Annotated in this window: 19 protein-coding genes; 14 read left to right on the plus strand and 5 right to left on the minus strand. The window is 60.3% G+C overall.

Annotation, left to right across the window (positions count from 1 at the left end):
* Positions 1 to 49: 49 nt before the first annotated feature.
* The 5 genes from VMP31_RS17390 (at position 50) to guaD (ending at position 7812) form a co-directional block, all read left to right on the plus strand.
* Positions 50 to 1189, plus strand: a complete 1140-nt coding sequence (locus VMP31_RS17390; protein WP_325508962.1) for an alkane 1-monooxygenase — start codon at positions 50 to 52, stop codon at positions 1187 to 1189.
* Between the two features lie 344 nt (positions 1190 to 1533).
* Positions 1534 to 2973, plus strand: a complete 1440-nt coding sequence (gene xdhA, locus VMP31_RS17395) for a xanthine dehydrogenase small subunit (RefSeq protein ID WP_325508963.1) — start codon at positions 1534 to 1536, stop codon at positions 2971 to 2973.
* The gene (gene xdhB, locus VMP31_RS17400; protein WP_325508964.1) at positions 2966 to 5362 is read left to right on the plus strand and encodes a xanthine dehydrogenase molybdopterin binding subunit; all 2397 of its coding nucleotides are present in this window, start codon (positions 2966 to 2968) and stop codon (positions 5360 to 5362) included. Before xdhA ends, xdhB begins: the two co-directional genes overlap by 8 nt.
* 247 nt (positions 5363 to 5609) lie before the next feature.
* Positions 5610 to 6446: a xanthine dehydrogenase accessory protein XdhC gene (gene xdhC, locus VMP31_RS17405; RefSeq protein WP_325508965.1), complete on the plus strand. Its 837-nt coding sequence runs from the start codon at positions 5610 to 5612 to the stop codon at positions 6444 to 6446.
* 61 nt (positions 6447 to 6507) lie between these two features.
* Complete coding sequence (gene guaD / locus VMP31_RS17410; protein WP_325508966.1) at positions 6508 to 7812, plus strand: guanine deaminase; 1305 nt, start codon at positions 6508 to 6510, stop codon at positions 7810 to 7812.
* Positions 7813 to 8062: 250 nt separating this feature from the next.
* On the opposite strand, the gene VMP31_RS17415 is transcribed toward guaD, so the two are convergent.
* Complete coding sequence (locus VMP31_RS17415; protein ID WP_325508967.1) at positions 8063 to 8833, minus strand: GntR family transcriptional regulator; 771 nt, start codon at positions 8831 to 8833, stop codon at positions 8063 to 8065.
* Between the two features lie 639 nt (positions 8834 to 9472).
* On the opposite strand from VMP31_RS17415, the gene VMP31_RS17420 reads away from it, so the two are divergent.
* Positions 9473 to 10822, plus strand: coding sequence for an NCS2 family permease (locus VMP31_RS17420; RefSeq protein WP_325508968.1), 1350 nt, complete (start codon positions 9473 to 9475; stop codon positions 10820 to 10822).
* Positions 10823 to 10887: 65 nt separating this feature from the next.
* Positions 10888 to 11514: a LysE family translocator gene (locus VMP31_RS17425; protein ID WP_325508969.1), complete on the plus strand. Its 627-nt coding sequence runs from the start codon at positions 10888 to 10890 to the stop codon at positions 11512 to 11514.
* Positions 11515 to 11669: 155 nt separating this feature from the next.
* Here the strand turns inward: VMP31_RS17425 and uraH are convergent, their stop codons facing one another.
* Complete coding sequence (gene uraH / locus VMP31_RS17430; protein ID WP_325508970.1) at positions 11670 to 12023, minus strand: hydroxyisourate hydrolase; 354 nt, start codon at positions 12021 to 12023, stop codon at positions 11670 to 11672.
* Positions 12024 to 12429: 406 nt separating this feature from the next.
* Between uraH and puuE the strand changes: the two genes are divergently transcribed.
* The 7 genes from puuE to VMP31_RS17465 all read left to right on the plus strand — a co-directional run bounded on the left by puuE (position 12430) and on the right by VMP31_RS17465 (position 19892).
* Positions 12430 to 13374 (plus strand): allantoinase PuuE, encoded by a 945-nt coding sequence (gene puuE / locus VMP31_RS17435; RefSeq protein ID WP_325508971.1) that lies wholly within the window; start codon positions 12430 to 12432, stop codon positions 13372 to 13374.
* The gene (gene uraD, locus VMP31_RS17440; protein ID WP_325508972.1) at positions 13371 to 13886 is read left to right on the plus strand and encodes a 2-oxo-4-hydroxy-4-carboxy-5-ureidoimidazoline decarboxylase; all 516 of its coding nucleotides are present in this window, start codon (positions 13371 to 13373) and stop codon (positions 13884 to 13886) included. Before puuE ends, uraD begins: the two co-directional genes overlap by 4 nt.
* A 44-nt stretch (positions 13887 to 13930) precedes the next feature.
* Positions 13931 to 14926, plus strand: coding sequence for an allantoicase (alc, locus tag VMP31_RS17445; RefSeq protein ID WP_325508973.1), 996 nt, complete (start codon positions 13931 to 13933; stop codon positions 14924 to 14926).
* A gap of 157 nt (positions 14927 to 15083) precedes the next feature.
* Positions 15084 to 15587: an ureidoglycolate lyase gene (locus VMP31_RS17450; RefSeq protein WP_325508974.1), complete on the plus strand. Its 504-nt coding sequence runs from the start codon at positions 15084 to 15086 to the stop codon at positions 15585 to 15587.
* A gap of 48 nt (positions 15588 to 15635) precedes the next feature.
* Positions 15636 to 16949: a urate hydroxylase PuuD gene (locus VMP31_RS17455; RefSeq protein ID WP_325508975.1), complete on the plus strand. Its 1314-nt coding sequence runs from the start codon at positions 15636 to 15638 to the stop codon at positions 16947 to 16949.
* 476 nt (positions 16950 to 17425) lie between these two features.
* Positions 17426 to 18925 (plus strand): nucleobase:cation symporter-2 family protein, encoded by a 1500-nt coding sequence (locus tag VMP31_RS17460; protein WP_325508976.1) that lies wholly within the window; start codon positions 17426 to 17428, stop codon positions 18923 to 18925.
* A gap of 94 nt (positions 18926 to 19019) precedes the next feature.
* Entirely contained in the window at positions 19020 to 19892 is an 873-nt protein-coding gene (locus VMP31_RS17465) for an outer membrane protein OmpK (protein WP_325508977.1), read from the plus strand.
* 116 nt (positions 19893 to 20008) lie between these two features.
* Here the strand turns inward: VMP31_RS17465 and VMP31_RS17470 are convergent, their stop codons facing one another.
* The 3 genes from VMP31_RS17470 to moaA all read right to left on the minus strand — a co-directional run bounded on the left by VMP31_RS17470 (position 20009) and on the right by moaA (position 22589).
* A complete protein-coding gene (locus VMP31_RS17470) occupies positions 20009 to 20458 on the minus strand; it encodes a PA2169 family four-helix-bundle protein (RefSeq protein WP_325508978.1) in 450 nt (149 codons plus the stop codon).
* Positions 20459 to 20701: 243 nt separating this feature from the next.
* The gene (locus VMP31_RS17475; protein WP_325508979.1) at positions 20702 to 21523 is read right to left on the minus strand and encodes a transporter substrate-binding domain-containing protein; all 822 of its coding nucleotides are present in this window, start codon (positions 21521 to 21523) and stop codon (positions 20702 to 20704) included.
* A gap of 70 nt (positions 21524 to 21593) precedes the next feature.
* Positions 21594 to 22589 carry a GTP 3',8-cyclase MoaA gene (gene moaA, locus VMP31_RS17480; protein ID WP_325508980.1) on the minus strand — a complete coding sequence of 332 codons (996 nt, stop codon included), beginning with the start codon at positions 22587 to 22589 and terminating at the stop codon, positions 21594 to 21596.
* Between the last annotated feature and the right edge of the window lie 203 nt (positions 22590 to 22792).

The raw sequence follows: 22792 nt of genomic DNA on the forward strand, positions 1-22792 counted from the left end.
TACAATCCTACCAGCGCTATCGCCCAAGAATAAAAAAATGGAGCCCCCTATGTTCGAACGCCTTCCCTCCAACTGGATGCTTGCCATCAAGAGCATCGGCTACTGGTTCTGGTTGATCCCGGTACTGGGCATCCCCCTCAGTTATTACTGGTCGCAAGGCAGCGACTATGCCAACGCCTGGGCCTGGATGGTGATACTGGTGGTGTTCGGCGTGATCCCGCTGCTGGACTTTATCGTCGGCCGTGACCCGGCCAACCCGGACGAAGCGGTGCAGGTGCCGCAGATGGAGCAGCAGACCTACTACCGCCTGCTCAGCCTGGCCACTGTGCCCTTCCTGCTGGGCATGCTCGGCTGGGCCGGCTGGGTCTTCGTCAACTATCAGGCCTGGAACTGGCTCGGCCAGCTGGGCTGGATGCTCTCGGTGGGCACGGTCACGGGTGCCATCGGCATTACCGTGGCCCACGAATTGATCCACAAGGACCCGAAACTCGAGCAGAACGCCGGCGGCCTGCTGCTGGCAGCGGTGTGCTACGGCGGCTTCAAGATCGAACATGTGCGCGGCCACCATGTGCATGTATCGACCCCGGAAGACGCCAGTTCCTCACGCTACGGTCAGAGCCTGTATGCCTTCCTGCCCCACGCCTACAAGCACAATTTCCTCAATGCCTTCGCACTCGAAGCCGAGCGTCTCAAGCGCAAGAACCTACCCGCCCTGCACTGGCGCAACGAGCTGCTCGCCTGGTACGCCATCAGCGCCCTGTTCCTGCTCGGCTTCAGCCTGGCCTTCGGCTGGCTCGGCGCACTGTTCTTTATTGGCCAGTCGATCGTCGCCTTTACTCTGCTGGAGATCGTCAACTACGTGGAGCATTACGGCCTGCACCGCCGCAAACTGGACAGCGGCCGCTATGAGCGCACCAATCCGACCCACTCATGGAACAGCAACTTCCTGCTGACCAATCTGTTTCTCTTCCACCTGCAGCGCCACTCCGACCATCACGCTTACGCCAAACGCCGCTATCAGGTGCTGCGCCACTTCGACGACAGCCCGCAACTGCCCAATGGCTATGCCGGAATGATCGTTCTGGCGCTGTTTCCGCCACTGTGGCGGGCGGTGATGGACCCGCGAGTGCGCGCCTACTATGCCGGCGAAGAACATCAGCTGACCGACTCGCAACTCGCCAGTCACTAAGCCTCGCCTTTCAAAAGCCCCAACGGCATTCGCCCTTGGGGCTTTTTGTTGTGCGCTCGAACGGTGACCACGCGTGCCAGCCTTCTATCAGCACCTTAACCGCCTGCCCCAGAGGCTTTGTTGGCATAAAACCGGCTAGCCTTCAGCCATCCTCTTGCGTCACGGCAGCCTCATAACCGAATCGCATGACAATAGCCTGACCACAGAGTCAAATATTTATTGACCCCAAAGTCAGAAAACTCTAGATTCGCCTCATGCCAAGCCTTGTCGAAACGCTGCGCCGTTGCGCTCAGTCGTTTCAGCAGAGCCTGATACGAGAACAATAAAGTGCCTGGAGGTCGTCCTTGATCCAGTTTTTACTCAACCGGGAGCTGCGTACTGAGCATGCCCTGGACCCAAACGTTACCGTGCTCAATTACCTGCGTGAGCATCTCGGCAAATCTGGCACCAAAGAAGGCTGCGCCTCGGGCGACTGCGGGGCCTGCACCGTGGTAGTCGGTGAGCTGATTGGGGAGCGCGTGCGCTATCGCACCCTCAACTCCTGCCTGACCTTTGTCTCCTCCTTGCACGGAAAACAGCTGATCACGGTTGAAGACCTCAAGCACCAGGGCCAACTGCACAGCGTGCAGCAAGCCATGGTCGACTGCCACGGTTCGCAGTGCGGCTTCTGCACCCCAGGCTTCGTTATGTCGCTGTTCGCCCTGCAGAAAAATTCCGATGGCTTCGACAAGGCCGACACCATGGAAGCCCTGGCCGGCAACCTCTGCCGTTGCACTGGCTACCGCCCGATCATCGATGCGGCCGAGCAAGCCTGCTGCCAGAAGCAGCCGGACCAGTTCGACGCCGCCGAAGCGCAAACCGTCGCCCAACTGAAAGCCATCGCCCCGCAAGACACCGCTGAGCTCAACAGCGGCGACAAACGCTGCCTGCTGCCACTGACCGTCGCCGACCTAGCCGATATCTACGCGGCTAACCCGGAAGCGCGCCTGCTCGCTGGCGGCACCGATCTGGCCCTGGAAGTCACCCAATTCCACCGCGAACTGCCGGTAATGATCTACGTCGGCCATATCGAATCGATGAAGCGCGTGGAAGTCACCGCCGAGCATATCGAGATTGGCGCCGCTACCGCGCTGTCCGACTGCTACGAAGCGCTGGCCCAGGACTACCCGGACTTCGGCGAGTTGCTGCACCGCTTTGCCTCCCTGCAGATCCGCAACCAGGGCACCCTGGGCGGCAATATCGGCAACGCCTCGCCGATTGGCGATGCCCCGCCGCTGCTGATCGCCCTCGGCGCACAGATCGTCCTGCGCAAAGGCAACAACAGCCGCACCCTGCCGATCGAAGACTACTTCCTCGACTACAAGGTGACTGCGCGCCAGGAAGCCGAATTTATCGAGAAAATCATCGTGCCGCGCCATCAGGCCAGCCAGGCGTTCCGCGCCTACAAGGTGTCCAAGCGCCTCGACGATGACATCTCCGCCGTCTGCGCCGCCTTCAACCTGGTGGTCGAAGATGGCGTGGTGCAAAGCGCGCGTATCGCCTTTGGCGGCATGGCCGCCATCCCGAAACGCGCCGCTGCCTGCGAAGCCGCGCTGCAAGGTTCGGCCTGGTATCCGGGCGTGATCGAACGCGCCTGCGCTGCACTGGCCGAGGATTTCACCCCGCTCAGCGACTTCCGCGCCAGCAAGGAATACCGCCTGCTCACCGCGCAGAACCTGCTGCGTAAATTCTTCCTCGAGCTGCAAGCTCCCGAAGTCGAAACCCGGGTGACCGCCTATGTCTAACCACATCCAGCACAAAACCCAGGCCGAACTGGCCGAACTGTTCCGCGCCGATATCACCACCGGCGTCGGCCGCAGCGTCAAGCACGAGAGCGCGGACAAGCACGTCTCCGGCGAAGCCATCTACGTCGACGACCGCCTGGAATTCCCTAATCAGCTGCACGTCTATGCCCGCATGAGCGACCGCGCCCACGCGCGCATCGTCAGCATCGACACCGCGCCCTGCTATGCGATTCCCGGCGTGGCCATCGCCATCACCAGCAAGGACGTACCCGGCCAACTGGATATCGGCCCGGTAGTCGCCGGTGACCCGCTGCTGGCGGACGGCAAGGTCGAATACGTCGGCCAGGTGGTGATCGCTGTCGGCGCCGACAGCCTGGAAACCGCGCGTAAGGCGGCCATGGCCGCAATCATCGAATACGAAGACCTTGAGCCGGTATTGGACGTGGTCGATGCGCTGCGCAAGAAGCATTTCGTCCTCGACAGCCATCAGCACAAGATCGGCAACTCCGCAGCCGAACTGGCCACCGCGCCGCGCCGCCTGCAAGGCAGCCTGCATATCGGCGGCCAGGAACACTTCTACCTGGAAACCCAGATTTCCTCGGTAATGCCGAGCGAAGACGGCGGCATGATCGTCTACACCTCGACGCAGAACGCCACCGAGGTGCAGAAGCTGGTGGCCGAAGTGCTCGGCGTGCCAATGCACAAGATCGTCATCGACATGCGCCGCATGGGCGGCGGTTTCGGCGGCAAAGAAACCCAGGCCGCAGGCCCGGCGTGCCTGTGCGCCGTAATCGCGCACCTCACCGGCCGGCCGACCAAGATGCGCCTGCCGCGTGTTGAAGACATGCAGATGACCGGCAAGCGCCATCCGTTCTACGTCGAATACGACGTGGGCTTCGATGACAACGGCCTGCTGCATGGCATCGAGATTGAACTCGCCGGCAACTGCGGCTACTCGCCGGATCTGTCCGGCTCGATCGTCGACCGCGCGATGTTCCACTCCGACAACGCCTACTTCCTCGGCAACGCCACCATCAATGGTCATCGCTGCAAGACCAACACCGCGTCGAATACCGCCTACCGCGGCTTCGGCGGCCCGCAAGGTATGGTCGCTATCGAGGAGATCATGGATGCGGTGGCGCGCAGCCTGGGCAAAGACCCGCTGGAAGTGCGCAAGACCAACTACTACGGCAAGACCGAGCGCAACGTCACCCACTATCACCAGACGGTCGAGCACAACGTTATCCACGAGATGACCGCAGAGCTGGAAGCCAGCAGTGACTACGCCAAGCGCCGCGAAGAAATCCGCGCATTCAACGCCAAAAGCCCGGTACTGAAGAAAGGCCTGGCGCTGACCCCGGTGAAATTCGGTATCAGCTTTACTGCCACTTTCCTGAACCAGGCCGGCGCGCTGATCCATATCTACACCGACGGTTCGATCCACCTGAACCACGGTGGCACCGAGATGGGCCAGGGCTTGAACACCAAGGTCGCGCAAATCGTCGCCGAAGTGCTGCAGGTGGATATCTCGCGTATCCAGATCACCGCGACTAACACCGACAAGGTGCCAAACACCTCGCCGACTGCTGCATCCAGCGGTGCCGACCTCAACGGCAAAGCCGCACAGAACGCCGCTGAAACCCTCAAGCAGCGTCTGGTTGATTTTCTGGTGCGCGAATACAAGGTTACCCCGGAAGACGTCGAGTTCCGCAACAGCCAGGTGCGCGTGCGCGATCTGTTCCTGAGCTTCGAGGAAGTGATCCAGAAGGCCTACTTCGGCCAGGTATCGCTCTCCAGCACCGGCTTCTACCGCACGCCGAAGATCTTCTATGACCGTGACAAAGCCGCCGGACGCCCCTTCTACTACTTCGCCTACGGCGCAGCCTGCTCGGAAGTGATAGTCGACACCCTGACTGGCGAATACAAGATGCTGCGCACCGACATCCTGCATGACGTCGGCGCCTCGCTGAATCCGGCCATCGACATCGGCCAGGTCGAAGGCGCATTCGTCCAGGGCATGGGCTGGCTGACCATGGAAGAGCTGGTGTGGAATGGCAAAGGCAAGCTGATGACCAACGGCCCTGCCAGCTACAAGATCCCCGCCATCGCCGATATGCCGCTGGACCTGCGCGTGAATCTGGTGGAAAACCGCAAGAACCCGGAAGACACCGTGTTCCACTCCAAGGCCGTGGGTGAGCCGCCCTTTATGCTCGGCATCGCCGTGTGGTGTGCGATCAAGGACGCCGTGGCGAGCCTGGCGGACTACCGCGTACAACCAAACATCGACGCCCCGGCAACTCCTGAGCGCGTGCTCTGGGGGGTGGAGCAGATGAAGAAATTACAGCAACTGGCCAAAGCCGAAAACGCGACCGAGGTCGAACCGGCCTAATGCGAACCGCCGATCTGGTGGATGTGCTGCGCGACATCCACCCTACGCCAGGTAGGGTGAAAAACCGCGAAGCGTTTTACACCAGGGTCGCGAAAGAAGAACAAAGCAGGTGTACAACAATGACAAAACACACCGAACCGAATAGCAAAACACCGCGACCAATTCCGGTACCGATACTGGACCCGTCGCCGAGCAACTGGCGCTTACCGCGCCCCGGACAACTGCCGCCAACCTGGAGGCTGAGCAAATGAGCTGGATCAGCGCCCTCGCCGAACTGCAGCAGCAAGGTCAGCCTTGCGTGCTGGTGACCATCATCGAAGAACGCGGCTCAACCCCGCGCAATGCGGGCTCGAAAATGGTGGTCACCGCTGACCGCATCTTCGAGACCATCGGTGGCGGTCATCTGGAATTCAAGGCGATGGAGCTGGCCCGCGAAATGCTCAGCAGCCGCAGCCAGGACACCCGCCTGGAGCGTTTCAGCCTAGGCGCCAGTCTCGGCCAGTGCTGTGGCGGCGCCACCGTGCTGCTGTTTGAGCCCATGGGCCAACCCCAGGCGCAGATCGCCGTATTCGGGGCAGGCCATGTTGGCCGCGCCCTGGTGCCGCTGCTCGCCAGTTTGCCGTGCAAGGTGCGTTGGATCGACTCGCGGGAAAACGAATTCCCCGAGCAGATTCCCGCCGGGGTGGAAAAGGTGGTGAATGAAGAGGTGATCGACGAGATCGAACGCATGCCCGCTGGCAGCTACTTTGTCGTCATGACACACAACCATCAGCTCGACCTGGAGCTGACTGCAGAAATCCTCAAGCGCAATGATTTTGCCTACTACGGGCTGATCGGCTCGCAGACCAAACGCGCCAAGTTCGAACACCGCCTGCGTGATCGCGGCTTCGACCCAGCGGTAGTAGCGCGCATGCGCTGCCCGATGGGCCTGGCTGAGGTCAAAGGCAAATTGCCGGTGGAGATCGCTGTGTCCATCGCCGGTGAAGTAATCGCCACCTACAACGCCGCCTTTGGCCAAGAAAGCAAAAAGGGCCAGCCCAGCGTTGCCAAGCTGCTGCCCGCCTCTCGCCGCACCCAGGCCTGACTATCTGCCCAGGCGCACGCGCGCCTGGGCGACCAAATCCATAGATTGAGATAAGCGTTACATGACTAGCCCAGTGAAAGCCTACCGCGCCGCCATCCTGCACAGCATTGCCGACCCTGCCGTGGTGGGCGTTGAGCAATCCTATGAGTATTTCGAAGACGGCCTGCTGGTCATCGACAACGGCCAGGTGGCCAAAGTCGGCTACGCCGCCGACCTGCTGCCTACCCTCAAGGGCGTGGACATCACCGAATACCGCGATGCGCTGATCACCCCCGGTTTTATCGACACGCATATCCACTACCCGCAAACCGGGATGATCGCCTCCTACGGCGAGCAACTGCTCGATTGGCTGAACACCTACACCTTCCCCACCGAGCAGCAGTTCGCCGACAAGGCCCACGCCGCCGACGTGGCCGGTATCTTCCTGAAAGAGTTGCTGCGCAACGGCACCACCACCGCGCTGGTGTTTGGCACCGTGCACAAGCAATCGGTGGACGCCTTCTTCGAGGCTGCAGAAGCGCTGAACCTGCGCATGATCGCCGGCAAGGTGCTGATGGATCGCAATGCCCCGGACTACCTGACCGATACCCCGGAATCCGGCTACGCCGACAGCAAAGAGCTGATCGAACGCTGGCACGGCAAGGGCCGCCTGCATTACGCCGTCACCCCGCGCTTCGCCCCGACCAGCACCCCGGAACAACTGACCCTGGCCGGCAAGCTACTGGGCGAGTACCCGGACCTGTATATGCACACCCACCTGTCCGAGAACCGCAAGGAAATCGAATGGGTGAAAGCGCTATTCCCCGAGCGCAAGGGCTACCTGGATGTGTACGACCACTACAAGCTGATCGGCGCGCGCTCGGTGTTCGCCCACGGCGTGCACCTGTGCGACGACGAATGCAAACGCCTGGCCGAAACCGGTTCGGCGGTGGCCTTCTGCCCGACCTCCAACCTGTTCCTCGGCAGCGGCCTATTCGACCTGAACAAGCTGGAACAGCATGGCGTGCGCGTCGGCCTGGGCACCGATGTCGGCGCTGGCACCAGCTTTAGTCAGCTGCAATCGCTGAACGAGGCCTACAAGGTGATGCAGCTGCAGGGCAAGAAGCTCGATCCGTTCAAGTCGCTGTACCTGGCCACCCTCGGCGGTGCCAACGCGTTGTACCTGGACGACAAGCTCGGCAACTTCGAGAGCGGCAAAGACGCCGACTTCGTAGTGCTCGACTACAACGCCACACCGCTGATCAGCTACCGCATGCAGCAGGCCAAGACCCTGGACGAAAGACTCTTCGCCCTGACCATGCTCGGCGATGACCGCGCGATCAAGGAAACCTTTGCCGCCGGCGTGTCGGTGCATCGCAGGGATTGAGACAAACCGTGGGAGGCGCTTCAGCGGCGACTGTCGCGGCGAAAGCCCATCCCGTAGGGTGGGTTAGCGACGCCAAACTCCGAATGATCAGACACCTCGATAATGGCGCGACGCGTAACCCACCAGGCACTCCGCCTCGAAACTGGGCCGGGTTGCACCTATGGTGGGTTACGGTGCAGCGGATTTCGCTGGTTCATCGCTATTGGCAACATGCACCTAACCCACCCTACGGGTCGATTTCGATAGCTAATCAGCGACTAGCCGGACTACGCCCCGGCTTTTTCTTGTTGCTGGGCAACAGATGGGAGAACACCGCATGCAGATCATCGGAGGCGGTTTCGCCATCCAGATTGAGCTTGGCATCGACGCTGTCCATATGGCGCATCATCAGGTCGACGGCCACTTCAACATTGCCAGCCTCGATGGCATCGATCACCTGGTCGTGCTCGGCATCCGAGCAGTGGGTGCGACTGTTGCTCTCGTACAGGGCAATGATCAGCGAGGTCTGCGAGATCAGGCTGCGTAGAAAACCAAACAGGGTCTGGTTACCCGCGGCCTCAGCCAGTTTGAGGTGGAACTCGCCGGACAGGCGAATCCCCATGCCACGATCACCGCGGGCAAAGCATTCGCGCTCGTCGATCACCATCTGACGCAAGCCGGCGATCTGCTCGGGCGTAGCGTTTTTGCAAGCCAGTTCGGTAATGGCGCGCTCGATCATGCGCCGCACATAGAAAATCTGCTTGGCCTCTTCCGCCCCGGGGCTGGCGACTACCGCGCCGCGGTTAGGCCGCAGCAGCACCACACCTTCATGGGCCAGGCGCGACAGGGCGCGGCGGATAATGGTGCGGCTGACACCGAAGATCTCGCCCAGGGCTTCTTCGCTGAGCTTGGTGCCAGGAGCCAGACGCTGCTCCAGAATGGCATCGAAAATATGCGCGTAAACGACATCATCCTGAGTCCCGCTGCGAGTGCTTTTGCCTTCGCGCGACTGCTTCTTTAGGGGCTGCAATTGTTCGTTCATTCTGGCTCGCGTGAAAAAGTCCGGCGGTTTCTACTCGGGCAACCCTTCTGCCGTGCACTTGCTGGTTGGGCCAAGCAACGGATAGCGGAAAAGTTACAGATAAAATGCCCCAGCATTGTACACAATGTGACCAGTTCGTACACCGTCAGCGCAACAGCCCAGGGCCCACCGGGCCGGCTCCAGCCTCGCTGGCCCCTTCCCGCCTTACCGCTGAGCGGAATCGGTAAATTTATTTCTTCTAAGCAATCCCAATCTGTATCGATTAATCGCCTTAACACCCGAGCCAAAACACCGCGAGACGTCTCCGCGCGAATGGCAGCGCTACCTGGATAATCGCGAAAAAATCACACAAGCTTTTGTTTTTATTAATCTTTATCAAGAAACACGACTTAAATTAAGCGTGCATTTTATGTATCGACCGTGCATCACAATCCAGCTTCAGATACAGAACCACTCTAAAAACATTATTTGCTTTTTTTGTATACAAACGCATAATCGCGACAGTGTGCCTTCCTGACCGCTCGGTCAACAAGCAGGCCGACAAGCACACCGCAACGCACCATCTGCCTCAGAGAGTTGAAACCGTGCGCAGCACAGACTCTGGGTGGTACACAACAAGAGAGATAAGGAGTACCCACTGTGGAAAGCGCTAAACAAGAACAACATGCGACTCACGCCCAAGGGCTGATAAAGCCGGGTCTACTGGACCGTTTCTTCAAGTTGACTGAACACCGCACCACCATCAAAACCGAACTCCTGGCTGGCCTGACGACCTTTGTCACCATGGCCTACATCATCTTCGTCAACCCCAATATCATGGCCGGTGCCGGCATCGATCATGGCGCGGCGTTTGTCGCCACCTGCATCGGCGCGGCCATCGGCTGCTTCCTGATGGGGCTGTATGCCAACTGGCCGGTGGGCCTGGCACCAGGTATGGGCCTCAATGCCTTCTTCACCTACACGGTGGTCGGCGAGATGGGCTACAGCTGGCAGATCGCCCTGGGCGCGGTGTTTATCTCCGGCATCCTGTTTATGATCATGAGCCTGTCACGCATCCGCGAATGGCTGCTCAACAGCATCCCCATGAGCCTGCGTTTCGCCATGGGTGCGGGGGTCGGTTTGTTCCTCGGGCTGATCGGCCTGAAGACTGCCGGTATCGTCGTCGACAGCCCGGCCACCCTGCTGACCATGGGCTCGTTCGGCGAACCCAACGCGCTGCTCGCGGCCGTGTGTTTTCTGATGATCGCCGTGCTTAGCCATCGCAATGTATTCGGGGCCATCCTCTTCAGCATGCTGGCTGTTACCGCTGGCGGCTGGGCCCTGGGTCTGGTCGAGTACAACGGCCTGGTCTCGATGCCGCCAAGCCTGGCCCCGACCTTCCTGGCCATGGATATCGCCGGGGCCTTCAACGTGGCGATGATCAGCGTGATTCTGGCCTTCCTCTTCGTCAATATGTTCGACACCGCCGGCACCCTGATGGGTGTGGCCCATCGCGCCAACCTGGTGGATGAAGACGGCAAGATCCAGAACCTGTCCAAGGCCCTCAAGGCCGACAGTACCTCCAGCGTGATTGGTGCCATGGTCGGCTGCCCGCCGGTAACCAGCTATGTGGAAAGTGCCTCGGGCGTGGCCGCTGGTGGCCGTACCGGGTTGACCGCGGTCACCGTCGGCCTGCTGTTTCTCGCCGCGATGTTTTTCGCCCCACTGGCCGGCATGATCCCCGCCTACGCCACCGCTGGCGCGCTGATCTATGTAGCAATGCTGATGATGAGCGGCATGGCGCATATCGACTGGAAAGACCACACCGACACCATCCCGGCGATTGTCACCGTGGTCATGATGCCGCTGACCTTCTCCATCGCCAACGGTATTGCCTTGGGCTTCCTGACTTACGCCACGCTGAAACTGCTGACCGGTCAACGCGACAAGGTATCGCTTAGCCTGTACGTTCTATGCATTATTTTTATCGCCAAGTTCGCCTTCCTCTAAGGAAAGCCTGGCAGTAACCAGCCCCGGCGCGCGCGTTGGGGCTTTTCCACATCTGGAGAATAGGAATGAGTCTGGAAACCTGGCTGTTGTTCGCAAGCGCTGCACTGGTGGTGATTCTGATCCCCGGGCCGCTGTCGCTATTGATGGTCAGCAACAGCCTGAACTACGGCCTGCGCCGCTCGCTGCCGGCCTTTATCGGCGGGGTGTCAGCCTCGATCTGCCTGCTCAGTGCTTCAGCCCTGGGCCTTGGCGCGCTGCTGCTGGCCTCGGAGCAGCTGTTCAGCCTGCTGAAGATTGTCGGCGCGCTGTACCTGTTCTATCTCGCCTGGCAAAGCTGGCAGGCCTCACGCCAGGCCGCCAAGCCGGTGACGGCCGAAGAGCAGCCAGTCAACCCAGGCTTTCGCAGCATGTTCTGGAAGGCCTTCGGCCTGGGTGCGAGCAACCCCAAGGACATCCTGTTCTTCGCCGCTTTTCTGCCGCAATTTATCAGCGCCGAACGGCCGATGCTCGGCCAGCTGCTGCTGATGATCGCCACCTGGGCGGTACTGGATCTGGCCTGCAAGCTGTTCTACGGCCTCAGCGCCCAGGGCGCGGCACGCTACCTGCGCTCCGGCAAGGGCCAGGTGTGGTTCAACCGCATCAGCGCGGGATTGTTCGGCGGCGCGGGCGCGGCTTCGTTGCTAAGTCGCTAAAGCAGTGCAATGAAAGGAGGCAGGCGCATCACCCCGTAGGGTGCGCCGTGCGCACCGGCATCATTACCGCCCGATAAATCGCAGACAAAAAAAGGCCCGCAGTGTGGGCGGGCCAGGGACTCTTGAATGAGTCAGAGGGTGACAAGCATTCGCTCTCAACTACCGCGATAGGTGGAGTAGCTGTATGGGGAAATCAGCAGCGGCACGTGGTAGTGCTCCTGGTCGGCATCGATACCGAAACGCAGCACCACCACATCGAGAAAGGCCGGCTCAGGCAGGGCAACGCCACGGGCGCGGTAGTAATCGCCGGCATGGAAATGCAGCTGGTAAACGCCGGTGCGGTAGTCATCGCCCTGCAATACCGGCGCGTCGCAGCGGCCATCGCTATTGGTCTGTACGCTGTTAAGCAGCTCCAGCCGAGCCCCTTCAACGCGGTACAGCTCGATTTTCAGGGCGCTGCCAGGGCAGCCGTGCGCGGCATCTAGAACATGTGTAGTCAATCGTCCCATCGGTTAGGGGTGTCTACGCTGAGCAAATACCCAGGCAGGCACCACACCTCCTCTACTTGTAGTGAATTCGACAGATTACTCAGGCTTTGGCGGCCTTGACCTGCTGGCAGCATAGCATGTCAAAAACAAAATATAAGACACTTTTTAAAATAATTGTACACAATGCCAACAGCCAAATTCCCGCACAGCCGCCACCTGCTTGCCACGACCTAAAGCCAACCAGCGCTGCATCGGCGAGCGGGGTTAAAGCGTGGGCGGTTTTGTGGAAATGGCGTTTTTTTACAAAATAGGTAAATTTTCGATTTACAAAATGCAATGCACTTTGTATACAATTGAGCCATCGCGGTTACCCACCCTACCCTGGGCCAACCCAGTGACCGCAACAACACCAAGAAGGAAGACTGCAGTGAGCGCTGACTACCCACGCGACCTGATCGGTTACGCCAACAACCCGCCCCATCCGCACTGGCCGAATGATGCGCGTATCGCCCTGTCGTTTGTGCTCAATTACGAGGAAGGCGGCGAGCGCAATGTGCTGCACGGCGACAAGGAGTCCGAGGCGTTTCTTTCCGAGATGGTCTCCGCCCAGCCGCTGCAGGGCGCGCGCAATATGAGCATGGAGTCGCTCTATGAATACGGCAGCCGCGCCGGCATCTGGCGTCTGCTCAAGCTGTTCCAGCAACACGATATCCCGCTGACCATCTTCGCTGTGGCCATGGCCGCCCAACGCCACCCCGACGCGATCAAGGCCATGGCCGCCGCTGGTCACGAGATCTGCAGCCACGGCTACCGCTGGATCGACTACCAATACATGAGCGAAGCCGAAGAGCGCGAGCATATGCTCGAAGCCATCCGCATCCTCACCGACATCACCGGCGAACGCCCGCTGGGCTGGTACACCGGCCGCACCGGGCCGAATACCCGGCGGATCGTCATGGAGGAAGGCGGCTTCCTCTACGACTCGGACACCTACGACGACGACCTGCCCTATTGGGACCCGGCCAGCACCGCGGCCAAGCCGCACCTGGTGATCCCCTACACCCTGGACACCAACGATATGCGCTTTACCCAGGTGCAGGGCTTCAACACCGGCGACGACTTCTACCAGTACCTCAAGGACGCCTTCGACGTGCTCTATGCCGAGGGCGTGGCCGGCGCGCCGAAGATGCTCTCGATCGGCATGCACTGCCGCCTGCTCGGCCGCCCGGCGCGCATCGCCGCCCTGGCGCGTTTTATCGAATACGTCAAAGGCCACGAAAAAGTCTGGTGCGCCCGCCGCGTCGATATCGCCCGCCACTGGCACGCCACCCATCCCTTCTTCTTGAATCAACAGCACGAGAACAGCAAATGAGCCGCTTTCAGACCCTGACGCCTTCGAGCCTGAGCCGCGAGGATTTCGTCACTGTCTTCGCCGACATCTATGAGCACTCGCCCTGGGTTGCCGAGAAGGCCTTCGACCTGGGCCAGGACGAGAGCCTCAACCAGATCGACGGCCTGCATCAGCGCATGGCCGACCTGTTGCTCAGCGCCAGCCATGCGACACAGCTGGCGCTGATCAATGCTCACCCGGACCTGGCCGGCAAGGCAGCCGTACGCGGTGAGTTGACCGCCTCCTCCACATCGGAGCAGGCCGGTGCGGGCATTCACGCCTGTACCGCAGAAGAGTTCGCCCGCTTTACCGAACTGAACGATGCCTACAAGGCCAAGTTCGGCTTCCCCTTCATCATGGCGGTGAAAGGCAGCAATCGGCACCAGATCCTGGCGGCCTTCGAGGAGCGCATTCATAACTCCCCGGAGCAGGAATTCGCCTGCGCCCTGGCCGAGATCAACAAGATCGCGCTGCTGCGCTTGCAGCAGCTGTAAGCCCTCCGCCCTCTCCTAACGCCATCACCTAAGGCAGACACGATATGAAAGCTTACGCCGTACCCTTCGAGAAATACGTCAACCTGGCCGACGCGCGCCTGGGCACCCAGGCCATCTCGGTCACCGACGACTGGTTCGCCGACGTTAACCGTCTGTTCCAGCCGACCCCGGCCGTATGGAAGGAGGGCGTGTTCGATGACAACGGCAAGTGGATGGATGGCTGGGAGTCGCGTCGCAAGCGCTTCGAAGGTTATGACAGCGCGGTGATCCGCCTGGGCGTGGCAGGCTCGATCAAGGGTGTGGACATCGACACCAGTTTCTTTACCGGCAACTTCCCGCCGTCGGCGTCCCTGGAAGGCTGTTTTGTCGCCGCAGGCGACCCGACCGACGCCACCGAGTGGACCGAAGTGCTGGGCGCAGTCGAACTGCAGGGCAACAGCCACCACTACCATGAAATCGCCAATGCCCAGGCCTTCACCCACCTGCGCTTCAATATCTATCCGGACGGCGGCGTCGCCCGTCTGCGCGTATACGGCGTGCCGTTCCGCGACTGGAGCAATGTTGGCGACAACGAGCAGATCGATCTGGCTGCCGCGCTGAATGGCGGTCGCGCCCTGGCCTGTTCGGACGAACACTTCGGCCGCATGAGCAATATTCTCAACCCGGGCCGTGGCATCAATATGGGCGACGGTTGGGAAACCGCACGTCGCCGTACGCCCGGTAACGACTGGGTGATTGTCGCCCTTGGCCATCCGGGCGAGATCGAACGCATCGTCGTCGACACCCTGCACTTCAAAGGCAACTACCCGGACAGCTGCGGGGTCCAGGCGGCCTTCGTCAAAGGCGGCACCGACAACCAGATCGAGACCCAGAGCCTGTTCTGGCGCGAACTGCTGCCAAGCCAGAAGCTCTCGATGCACGCCGAGCACGAGTTCAGCGAGCAGATCAAGGCACTGGGCCCGATCACCCACGTACGGGTGAACGTGTTCCCGGACGGTGGCATCAGCCGCCTGCGTTTGTTCGGCAAAGTCGCCAAGTAAATGCACGACTGTAGGAGCGGGCTTGCCCGCGATACCTTTGAAAACTCACAGCATCGCGGCCAGAGCGGAATGCCGCCCTGCCGCTCCTACAAAAAGCCCCTCACCCCCGGCCCCTCTCCCAAGGGAGAGGGGAGACAATCAAAAACAGAAGACCAACATGCGTAAATTGATCATCGAGCCGCTGAGCAAAGAAGCCTTCGCCCCCTTTGGTGACGTTATCGAAACCGAGGGCAGCGAGTTCTTTATGATCAATAACGGCTCCACTCGCCGCTATCACAAACTGGCCACGGTCGAGACCGCCCAGCCGGAGGATACGGCGATCATCAGCATCTTCAGTGCCGAAGCGCTGGAAATGCCGCTGACCATTCGCATGTTGGAGCGCCACCCGCTGGGCAGCCAGGCGTTTATTCCGCTGCTCGGCAACCCCTTTCTGATTGTGGTCGCGCCAGTTGGCGATGCACCTGAATCGGAGTTGGTCCGCGCCTTCCGCAGCAACGGCAGGCAGGGCATTAATTACCATCGCGGCGTCTGGCACCACCCGGTGCTGACGATCGAAAAGCGGGATGACTTCCTGGTGGTTGATCGCAGTGGTTCTGGCAACAACTGCGATGAGCATTTCTTTAGTGACGAGGAACAACTGCTCCTCGCCCCCCACCAATAAGAGAAGCCCAGGAGACCGGCGTGCCGGCACTGGGAAGAGGTACTGATAATGGAAGCGCATTTTACTGAGTGGCTGAACCTGGGTATCCGCTGGATCCATATGATCACCGGCATCGCCTGGATCGGCGCGTCGTTCTATTTCGTCTGGCTGGAAAACAACCTCAACCGTTCCAACCCGCGCGAAGGGCTGTCCGGTGACCTCTGGGCGATCCACGGTGGCGGTATCTACCACCTGGAAAAATACAAGCTGGCTCCGCCGAAAATGCCGGAGAACCTGCACTGGTTCAAATGGGAAGCCTATTTCACCTGGCTGTCGGGCGTGGCCCTGATGCTGGTGGTCTACTACCTCAATCCGAGCCTGTACCTGGTCAAGCCGGGCGTTGATCTGGCACCAGAGCTGGCTATCGCCATCGGCTTCGGCTCGATGATTGCGGGCTACGTGGCGTATCACTTCCTCTGCGACTCACCCCTGGGCAAGCGCCCGGCCCTGCTTGGCGCTGTGCTGTTCGTTCTGCTGATCGCCGCAGCCTATGGCTTCAACCTGATCTTCAGCGGCCGCGCCGCTTATATCCATGTCGGCGCCATTATCGGCACCATCATGGTCGGCAACGTGTTCTTCACCATCATGCCGGCCCAGCGCGCGCTGGTTAAGGCCATCGAAGACAACACCACGCCGGACCCAACCCTGCCCGCCAAAGGCCTGCTGCGTTCGCGTCACAACAACTACTTCACCCTGCCGGTGCTGTTCATCATGATCAGCAACCACTTCCCGAGCACCTATGGCAGCCAATACAACTGGCTGATCCTGGCGGGCATCGCGATGTTGGCGGTACTGGTACGGCATTACTTCAACACCCGCCATGACAGCAGCAAATACGTCTGGACCCTGCCCGCCGCAGCCCTGGGCATGATCTGCCTGGCCTTTGTCACCGGCCCGCAAATGAAGGCGAAAGCGACCGACGCACCCCAGGCCGCCGTAATCAAATATGCGCCGGTACCGGCCACTGGCGTCAGTGGCAACCCGCAGGCGACCAAGGCCGCCGAGCCGGCAGCAGCGGAACCCGTTGAGCCCAGCGCCCCTGCTGAAGCTGCAACTGGCGCTGGCGACTTTGCCCAGGTCAACAGTGTGATTCAGGAACGCTGCAGTGTTTGCCACTCGGCCACGCCAAGCAGTCCGATGTTCAGCGCGCCGCCTGCCGGTTTTATCCTCGACACGCCGGAACAGATCAAGGCCCAGGCGGCGAAGATCCACGCGCAAAGCGTCGTCTCGCAGATCATGCCGCTGGGCAATATCACCCAGATGACCCAGGACGAACGTGACCTGATCGGAGCCTGGATCGACCGGGGCGCACAGCTCAACTGATACGCCCGAATGTATCCATTTCAAACTACGAAATAGATTTGTCATCCCGTCAATTTGCACCCACCGTACAGGCCAGCCCCTCTCCCTAACCCTCTCCCCAGGGGGGCGAGGGGACTGATCGAGGCACGCCCAAGAAACGCCCTTCTCCCTCCGGAAGAGGGGCTGGGGCGCGCCGCGTTCGAGTGAGGGCCTGCGGTTCAGGATTTGCGCCTGTTGGGCCACTCCGTTCTCCCTGCCTCGCCCCTCCGCGTGACTTAAGCCCCTCTCCCGCCAACCTAAAGCCTCGCTGTCAGCCATCAGACTAACGGTCAATTTATTGTGCACAATTCACAAATAAATTGTTTTTAAGACTGTAAACAAGTTGCTATAGTCGGATCATTCTGACCGGTTAGACAGATTCTCTCCTAATCAGAAAGAGGCGCCGTGAAGCCTCGTGCAAGCCCATGACCATATAAAAACAACTGGCAGGCTATGAGATGACCACGACTCGCACCACTCCCGCCACAGCTGCGCCTGTGGCCAACAACGACCTGATCTACCAACTGGATGACTGTCCGGCTTTCGCACCGGCGATCTTCGCCGCGCTGCAGCATGTACTGGCCAGCTTCGTCGGCATCATCACTCCCACCCTGATCATCGGTAACGTACTCGGCCTGGGTGCCTATGTGCCCTACCTGGTCAGCATGGCGCTGTTCGTCTCTGGCCTGGGCACCTTTATCCAGGCCAAGCGTATCGGCCCGATCGGCTCCGGTTTGCTGTGCCTGCAAGGCACCAGCTTCGGCTTTCTCAGCGTGATTCTCAGCGCCGGCTTTATCGTCAAGGGCCGTGGTGGCAGCGAGGAAGAAATTCTCTCGACCATCTTCGGCGTGTGTTTCTGCGCCGCCTTTGTCGAGATCGCCTTCAGCCAGTTCATCAACAAGCTGCGCCGGGTGATCACCCCCGTGGTCACCGGCACCATCATCTGCCTGATGGGCCTGTCGCTGATCAAGGTCGGCATGACCGATATCGCCGGCGGCTACGGCGCGCCAGACCTGGGTGCCCTGCACCATCTGGCCCTCGGCGGTCTGGTGCTGGGCACCATCGTGCTGCTCAACCGCTTCAAATCCCAGGTGGTACGCCTGTCGGCGGTGATTATTGGCCTAGCCCTGGGCTTTACCGTGGCCTGGTTCACCGGCAAGGTGGATTTTGCCAATATGGCCCAGGTGCCGCTGATCAGCGTGCCGGTGCCGTTCAAATACGGCTTCAACTTCGACTGGGTGGCCTTTGTACCGATTGCGGTGATCTTCCTGATCACCCCGCTGGAAACCGCCGGTGATCTGACCGCCAACTCGATCATCTCCAAGCAGCCGGTCAAAGGCCCGCTGTATATGCGCCGGATCAAGTCCGGGGTACTCGCCGATGGCTGCAACTCGGCCATGGCGGCGATGTTCAACAGCCTGCCGATGACCACCTTCAGCCAGAACAACGGGGTGATCCAGCTCACCGGCGTGGCCAGCCGCCACGTGGCCTTCTATATCGCCGGCATTCTGGTGCTGCTCGGCCTGTTCCCGGCGGTCGGCGCGGTGTTGCAGCTGATGCCTAAACCGGTACTCGGCGGAGCCACCCTGATCATGTTCGGCACCGTGGCCGTGGCGGGGATCAAGATCCTCACCGAGGCCGGCCTGCACCGTCGCAACGTGCTGATCGTGGCCATCTCCCTGGGCTTGGGTCTGGGCGTGGGCGCGGTTCCGGAAGTGCTGTCGCAGATGCCCGACGCGCTGAAAAACATCTTCGGCTCGCCCATCACCATCGGTGCCTTCAGCGCCATCCTGCTCAATCTGTTCCTGCCGGAAGAGTACGTGGAACAGGAAGAAGACGACTTCGACCCGGAAGCGCACCTGCATACCGTGCTGCAGAACCGCCAGGACGACGATGCCTTTGACCCGAACCTCAAGCAGCTCGGCAACGAGTTCAAAGCGGACACCCGGTTGAGCTAAGCCAGCCGTCCCGCCCAACACATTTCCCTGTCCAACCCTGTGGTTCGCCACAGGGTCGATCAACCTTGTAAGTCCTAAAAATAAGGAAGACCCGATGAAGCTTAATCATCTGCCCCACGGCCTCGCCCTTTCGGCCGGCCTGCTCGTTGCCCAAGGTGCCGTCGCTGGCGACATGCTCTACTGGCAGGACAACAGCCTGTCCTACCTGTACGGCAGCAACTTCCAGCGCCTCAACTTCAATGAAGGCGAACAGCGCTCGCAAACCACCTTCACCTTCGAGCATGCCAGCGGCTGGAAATGGGGCGACCTGTTCTACTTCGCCGACTATATAAAGGCCGACAACCAGCAAGCCCGCGGCAGCAACTTCGCCAACCTCAAGGTTCGGGAAAAGGACAGCTTCTACTATATGGAATTCTCGCCGCGCGTCAGCCTCAGCTGGCTGACCGGCCAGGACCTCTCAGCCGGCCCGCTGAAAGATGTATACGCCGCCTTTACCTTCGAACACGGCAACGGCGGCCCGGGTACCGAAAACTACCTGTACGGCATCGGCACGGCCTGGAACGCGCCGGGCTTCAAATACCTCAACGCCAACCTGTACGCGGTCAAGGTCAACAACCACATCTTCTTCGACCATGACTTCAAGGCGTCGGGCAAAGGCAACGGCCACACCTACCAGCTGACGGTGAGTGCGGCCTACCCCTTCGCCATCGGCGAGCAGAGCTTTGTCGTCGACGGTTTTATCGACTGGCGCGCGCCATCCAAAGACGCCGGCACCCAGACCTCGGTCGGCTCCTCGATCCAGGTCAAGTGGGACGCCGGCAAGTCGCTGTTTGGCGACGAAGGCAAGCTCTATGTCGGTACCGAAGTAAACATGTGGCACAACAAGTACGGCATCAAACCCATCGACGGCTCGACCAGTGGCTTCGACCAGACGGCCGTGCAAGCACTGGTGAAGTACCACTTCTAACGCCTAACGCCGGGCATCCTTGCTGGGCTTCGCGCTGGAAAGAAAAAGGGGATAACGCACTGCGTTATCCCCTTTGTCATGGACCCGGCCAAACACCGGGTCACCCTGCATCAGACTTAGCTGGCACGAGCCAGGTTGCGCAGGGATTTAATCTGATCGTGGTTGCGCTGCACACCCTGCAACTGCTTTTCAACCACCATACGGATGGAGGCCGGCAGAGGCTTTTCCAACGCCTCGCGGTACTCCTTCAGCGCCACATCCTCACCACGCTCACACTCGTTGAGAATGGCTTCGTCGTCTTTACCGGTGACCATGGCTTTCAAATCCACCCAGCGGCGATGCAAATCACCCGCAAAACTGGACGTGGTTTCCGGCTCGCCACCCAGGCCGCGTACCAGTTGTTGAAGATCGCTGGCAGCCATCGCGCATTCTTGCGCACGTTGATTGAACAGAGTCTTGAGCTGAACGGTTTTGATATTTTCGGCGCACTCCTGAAAACCTTTTTCGCCGTCTTTGCTGGTTTCGATCAAATCATTGAGTACTGAAGTTACGTCTTTGTTATCCATTTCGATTTCCTCGTTTTGATCCATCTAACCGGCCAGGCACATACCCGACCACTCGGAAAAGTGGAGTGCCCTGTTTGCGCGAAAGTTCAAGGAAACTGCCCAATGGACAAATTTGACGCCGCTCGATAAGCCTTGTGGATCTTGAATATCGGCCCCACGCCTACGGCCCCGCAGGGCGGGCACACAGAAGCTGATGCCGCCACTGAATAGCCGGCAGCGGCGGTATCAGGGCGGGGCTTTCGCCTAACCGCCGTTGGCGTCCTTGCTTTGCTGACGCTTGAGAAAATCCACCTTCCATTGCTCCAGGCCGATGTGCTCGGAATCCAGATTGGCTTCGACCTGGTAGCGCGCCTTCAGCTCGGCCACCTTGGCGTGCTGCTCGACCAGAAAGCGATCGAAGCGCTCCAGCAAACCAGGGTGTTTCAAGGTCGAGAGATGGAAGCTGCCACGGTTGTGCGGCAACTCAGGATCGAATACCAGAGCCCCCGGCCGCGCACGGATGTTGTCCAGATAATGGGTGGCCACCACCACATTAAAGTAGGCCCCGTCGGTGTCCTTGCGCAGGGCCTGGCGAATCATCTGGCGTAGATCATCGCTGTAGGTCAACTCGATCTGCCCGGCGTCGATGCGCTCCTGATAACCCCGGGGCGTCCAGCCGTTGACCATGGCCAGCCGCTTGAGCTGCTCCATGGGCTGGCCCTGGCGCTGCGGCGCGACCAGCATGCCATCCACGTAATCGACCACGCCCTGGCTGTAGCTCAGGGTCTTGCCGGCCTTCTGCTCCTGCGCCCAGCTTTCGCTATCGGGGTATTTGAAATCCACCTGGCCGCTAAGCAACGCGGGCAACAGCTGCTCAACAGGCAGCACCTTGTAGCTCAGCTCCACCCCGCTGGTCTGTGCGAACAGGTCGAACAGCTCACGGGCAAAGCCCTGGTACTGGCCTTGCGCATCGATGCTGTAGTGCGGCGTAAAGGCCAGTTTCTCTACACCGATCACATAACTTTGCGCGCTAACCGCGCTGGAACAGACAAGGGCGAACAAACTGCAGACGTGCGAGGGCTTCACAGAAAACCTCCTGTTTAATCGTGGTGTTGAAATAAATGGAACCGCCAAGGCGGTGGAAAGCAGTTCGGCGCTAGCCGCCGGTCATGCTCATAAAGCGCACCACCTGAACCTGTGCATCGGCCTCGAAGTGGTGACGTTCGGGTTTCAGTTGCAAGGCTTGCATCAAGGCTTCACGCAGGCACTGGCTATCGCCGGGGTGGGCACGCATCAGACCTTTCAGATCCAGGGCATTTTCATGGCCCAGGCAGAGCACCAGCTTGCCCTCGGCGGTGACCCGCACGCGGTTACAGTCACCGCAGAAGTTGTGGCTGTGGGGCGAAATAAAACCAACCTGGGTATCGCTGCCGACCACTTGCCAGTAGCGCGACGGGCCACCGGTCTGCTTGCTGCTGCGCACCAGGGCATAGCGCTGTTCGATGCGCTCGCGTACCTCGTCGCTGGAGCAGAAGGTCTGCTCGCGCTGATGGCTGGAAATACTGCCCAACGGCATTTCTTCGATAAAGCTGATGTCCAGGCCGCGGGCCATGGCGAACTCGACCAGGTCGAGCACTTCATCGTCGTTGCGGCCTTTCTGCACCACGGTGTTGAGCTTGATTCTGGCGAAGCCCGCGGCTCGCGCCACCTCGATGCCGGCCAGCACTTGGTCGAGCTTGTCGCGCCGGGTAAAGGCGGCAAAGCGTTCGCGCTTGAGCGAATCCAGGCTGATATTCAGGCGTTTGACCCCAGCGGCACACAGTGCGCCGGCCATCTCGTGAAGCTGCGAGCCGTTGCTGGTGATGGCTAGGTCGTCCAGCTCCGGTCGCTGGCCCAGGCGGGTTAGCAAACTCAGCAGGTTCTTGCGTACCAGCGGTTCGCCACCGGTGATGCGGATGCGTCTGACCCCCAGGCCGATAAAGGCATCGGCCACCGCATAAAGCTCTTCAAGGGTAAGGATCTGCTCGCGCGGGGCGAACACCATGTCCTCACTCATGCAGTAGGTGCAGCGGAAATCGCAGCGGTCGGTAACCGACAGCCGTAGGTAGGTGATGCGCCGCCCGAAAGGGTCAACTAGCTGAGTGTCGTGCACAGCATGTCTCCTGGGCTCAGTGAGCCGAGACTTTTTGTTATGAAAGCATGGGTTCAAATAAAAACAGAAAACCCAAACCTTGTATACAAATACCTGACCTACGGGTCAGGCAATCGCTGCAGGCCGCCGCCCGTCGGCTTGAGCCCCGCGCAAAGCCGGTGCTACCATGCCCGACCGCCGCCCAGCGCCGGGTGGTATACGGA

Source organism: Pseudomonas sp. (genome assembly GCF_035512415.1).
GTDB lineage: Bacteria > Pseudomonadota > Gammaproteobacteria > Pseudomonadales > Pseudomonadaceae > Aquipseudomonas.

Coding starts and splice junctions, on each gene's coding strand:
- VMP31_RS17390 (WP_325508962.1), top strand. CDS start 50: ATGTTCGAACGCCTTCCCTCCAACTGGATGCTTGCCATCAAGAGCATC.
- xdhB (WP_325508964.1), top strand. CDS start 2,966: ATGTCTAACCACATCCAGCACAAAACCCAGGCCGAACTGGCCGAACTG.
- xdhC (WP_325508965.1), top strand. CDS start 5,610: ATGAGCTGGATCAGCGCCCTCGCCGAACTGCAGCAGCAAGGTCAGCCT.
- guaD (WP_325508966.1), top strand. CDS start 6,508: ATGACTAGCCCAGTGAAAGCCTACCGCGCCGCCATCCTGCACAGCATT.
- VMP31_RS17415 (WP_325508967.1), bottom strand. CDS start 8,833: ATGAACGAACAATTGCAGCCCCTAAAGAAGCAGTCGCGCGAAGGCAAA.
- VMP31_RS17425 (WP_325508969.1), top strand. CDS start 10,888: ATGAGTCTGGAAACCTGGCTGTTGTTCGCAAGCGCTGCACTGGTGGTG.
- uraH (WP_325508970.1), bottom strand. CDS start 12,023: ATGGGACGATTGACTACACATGTTCTAGATGCCGCGCACGGCTGCCCT.
- uraD (WP_325508972.1), top strand. CDS start 13,371: ATGAGCCGCTTTCAGACCCTGACGCCTTCGAGCCTGAGCCGCGAGGAT.
- alc (WP_325508973.1), top strand. CDS start 13,931: ATGAAAGCTTACGCCGTACCCTTCGAGAAATACGTCAACCTGGCCGAC.
- VMP31_RS17450 (WP_325508974.1), top strand. CDS start 15,084: ATGCGTAAATTGATCATCGAGCCGCTGAGCAAAGAAGCCTTCGCCCCC.
- VMP31_RS17455 (WP_325508975.1), top strand. CDS start 15,636: ATGGAAGCGCATTTTACTGAGTGGCTGAACCTGGGTATCCGCTGGATC.
- VMP31_RS17460 (WP_325508976.1), top strand. CDS start 17,426: ATGACCACGACTCGCACCACTCCCGCCACAGCTGCGCCTGTGGCCAAC.
- VMP31_RS17465 (WP_325508977.1), top strand. CDS start 19,020: ATGAAGCTTAATCATCTGCCCCACGGCCTCGCCCTTTCGGCCGGCCTG.
- VMP31_RS17470 (WP_325508978.1), bottom strand. CDS start 20,458: ATGGATAACAAAGACGTAACTTCAGTACTCAATGATTTGATCGAAACC.